General features: G+C 62.2%; 1 protein-coding gene and 1 pseudogene. Both read right to left on the minus strand.

The features are described from left to right. Positions 1-580 (minus strand): annotated as a pseudogene (locus tag EKH81_RS15995) (Fe-S cluster assembly protein SufB); the annotation flags it as partial. 95 nt (positions 581-675) lie between these two features. After that, the gene (locus EKH81_RS16000) at positions 676-960 is read right to left on the minus strand and encodes a Sec-independent protein translocase subunit TatA/TatB (protein WP_132058734.1); all 285 of its coding nucleotides are present in this window, start codon (positions 958-960) and stop codon (positions 676-678) included. Positions 961-1,292: the final 332 nt, after the last annotated feature.

Here is a 1,292-nt window from a genome sequence, read left to right on the forward strand (position 1 = left end):
TCCCGCCACTCCAGACCGCGCCGTGAAGCGCGGCGAATTTGTTGTCGCTCGGGGGGACACAGGAGGTCATGAAGTGTTCTTTGACGAGGTCGGGATGCTCCTTGACGGCCTCGTCCATGTTCATGAATACCACACCTTTGTCCTCCCACTGCTCCTGCATGTTCTGGTAGACGACCTCCGACTCGTACTGCGCGCCGACCCCGGAGAGGGCTTTGCGCTCGGCCTCGGGAATGCCGAGTTTCTCGAAGGTGTCCTGAATCTCCTCGGGCAGGTCGTCCCAACTGTCCGCGCCCTCGCGTTTGTCAACGTCGGGGCGGATGTACGGCACGATTTCCTCGACATCGAGTTTGGTGAGGTCGGGTTGGCCCGGCCAGTCGGTCGGCAGGGGCATGTTCTGGTAGTGTTCGAGCGCGCGCAGCCGCCGCTCGCGCATCCAGTCGGGCTCGTCCTTGTCCTCGCTGATGAGCCGCACGACCTCCTCCGTGAGGCCCTTGTCGGACTTGACCGCGGCGCGCTGTTCTTTCTTGAACTCGAAGCGCTCTTCGGTGTTGGTTTCTTGTAGCTCTTCGTCGGTACTCATGTGGTCGTAGGTGGGTACCGAAGCTCCTTAACTCCGGCGTCAGATTGGGGTTTGAAGTAACCGAAATCGGTTACGTATCCGCGAAAAGTGGCCGTCTACGTGTTCGTCTCGACGTTGGTGTCGGTGTTGGTGTCGGCGTCGGGCGAGCTAACGTCCGATTCGACCGTCTCCACGTCGGGGTCGCTCATCTCGTTCAGTTCCTCTTCTATCTCCTGGCGGCCCTTCTTGAACTCGCCCATCGCTTCGCCGGTAGAACGTGCGAGCTTCGGAATCTTGTTTGCGCCAAACAGCAGGACGGCGATGAGGAGAATCACCATCATCTCCATCCCGCCGGGAATCGGTCCGAACAGTGGAATCATCTGTGCCATCTCTATCTCCATCGTTCCGGGCCTCACTTGTAGGCTTTTCCCCTCGCACGGGTGTTTTCGGTGACCGTTCGCGCGTGAAAATAAACCCGACACTGGACGCCGGCCCGTCCCCGCGCTCGCGGCGCTCGCGCGCCGGTGAAATCCCACTTTTTATTTCGTCTCGCCGAGCGGAGTCAGCCGTGAACGACCCCGCTGCTGCCGCCAATCCCACCGGCCCCGCCGACCCCGCGGAGCGTGCGCGCGAGCACGTTCTCGACGCGCACGCCGGGACGGTCGAAATCGTACTGGCCTGTGCCGATGCGGTCGCGTCGGAGTGGCCCGACGGGTCGGCGACCGACCGAGGC

Source organism: Halorussus amylolyticus, from assembly GCF_004143485.2.
Taxonomy (GTDB): Archaea; Halobacteriota; Halobacteria; order Halobacteriales; family Haladaptataceae; genus Halorussus; species Halorussus amylolyticus.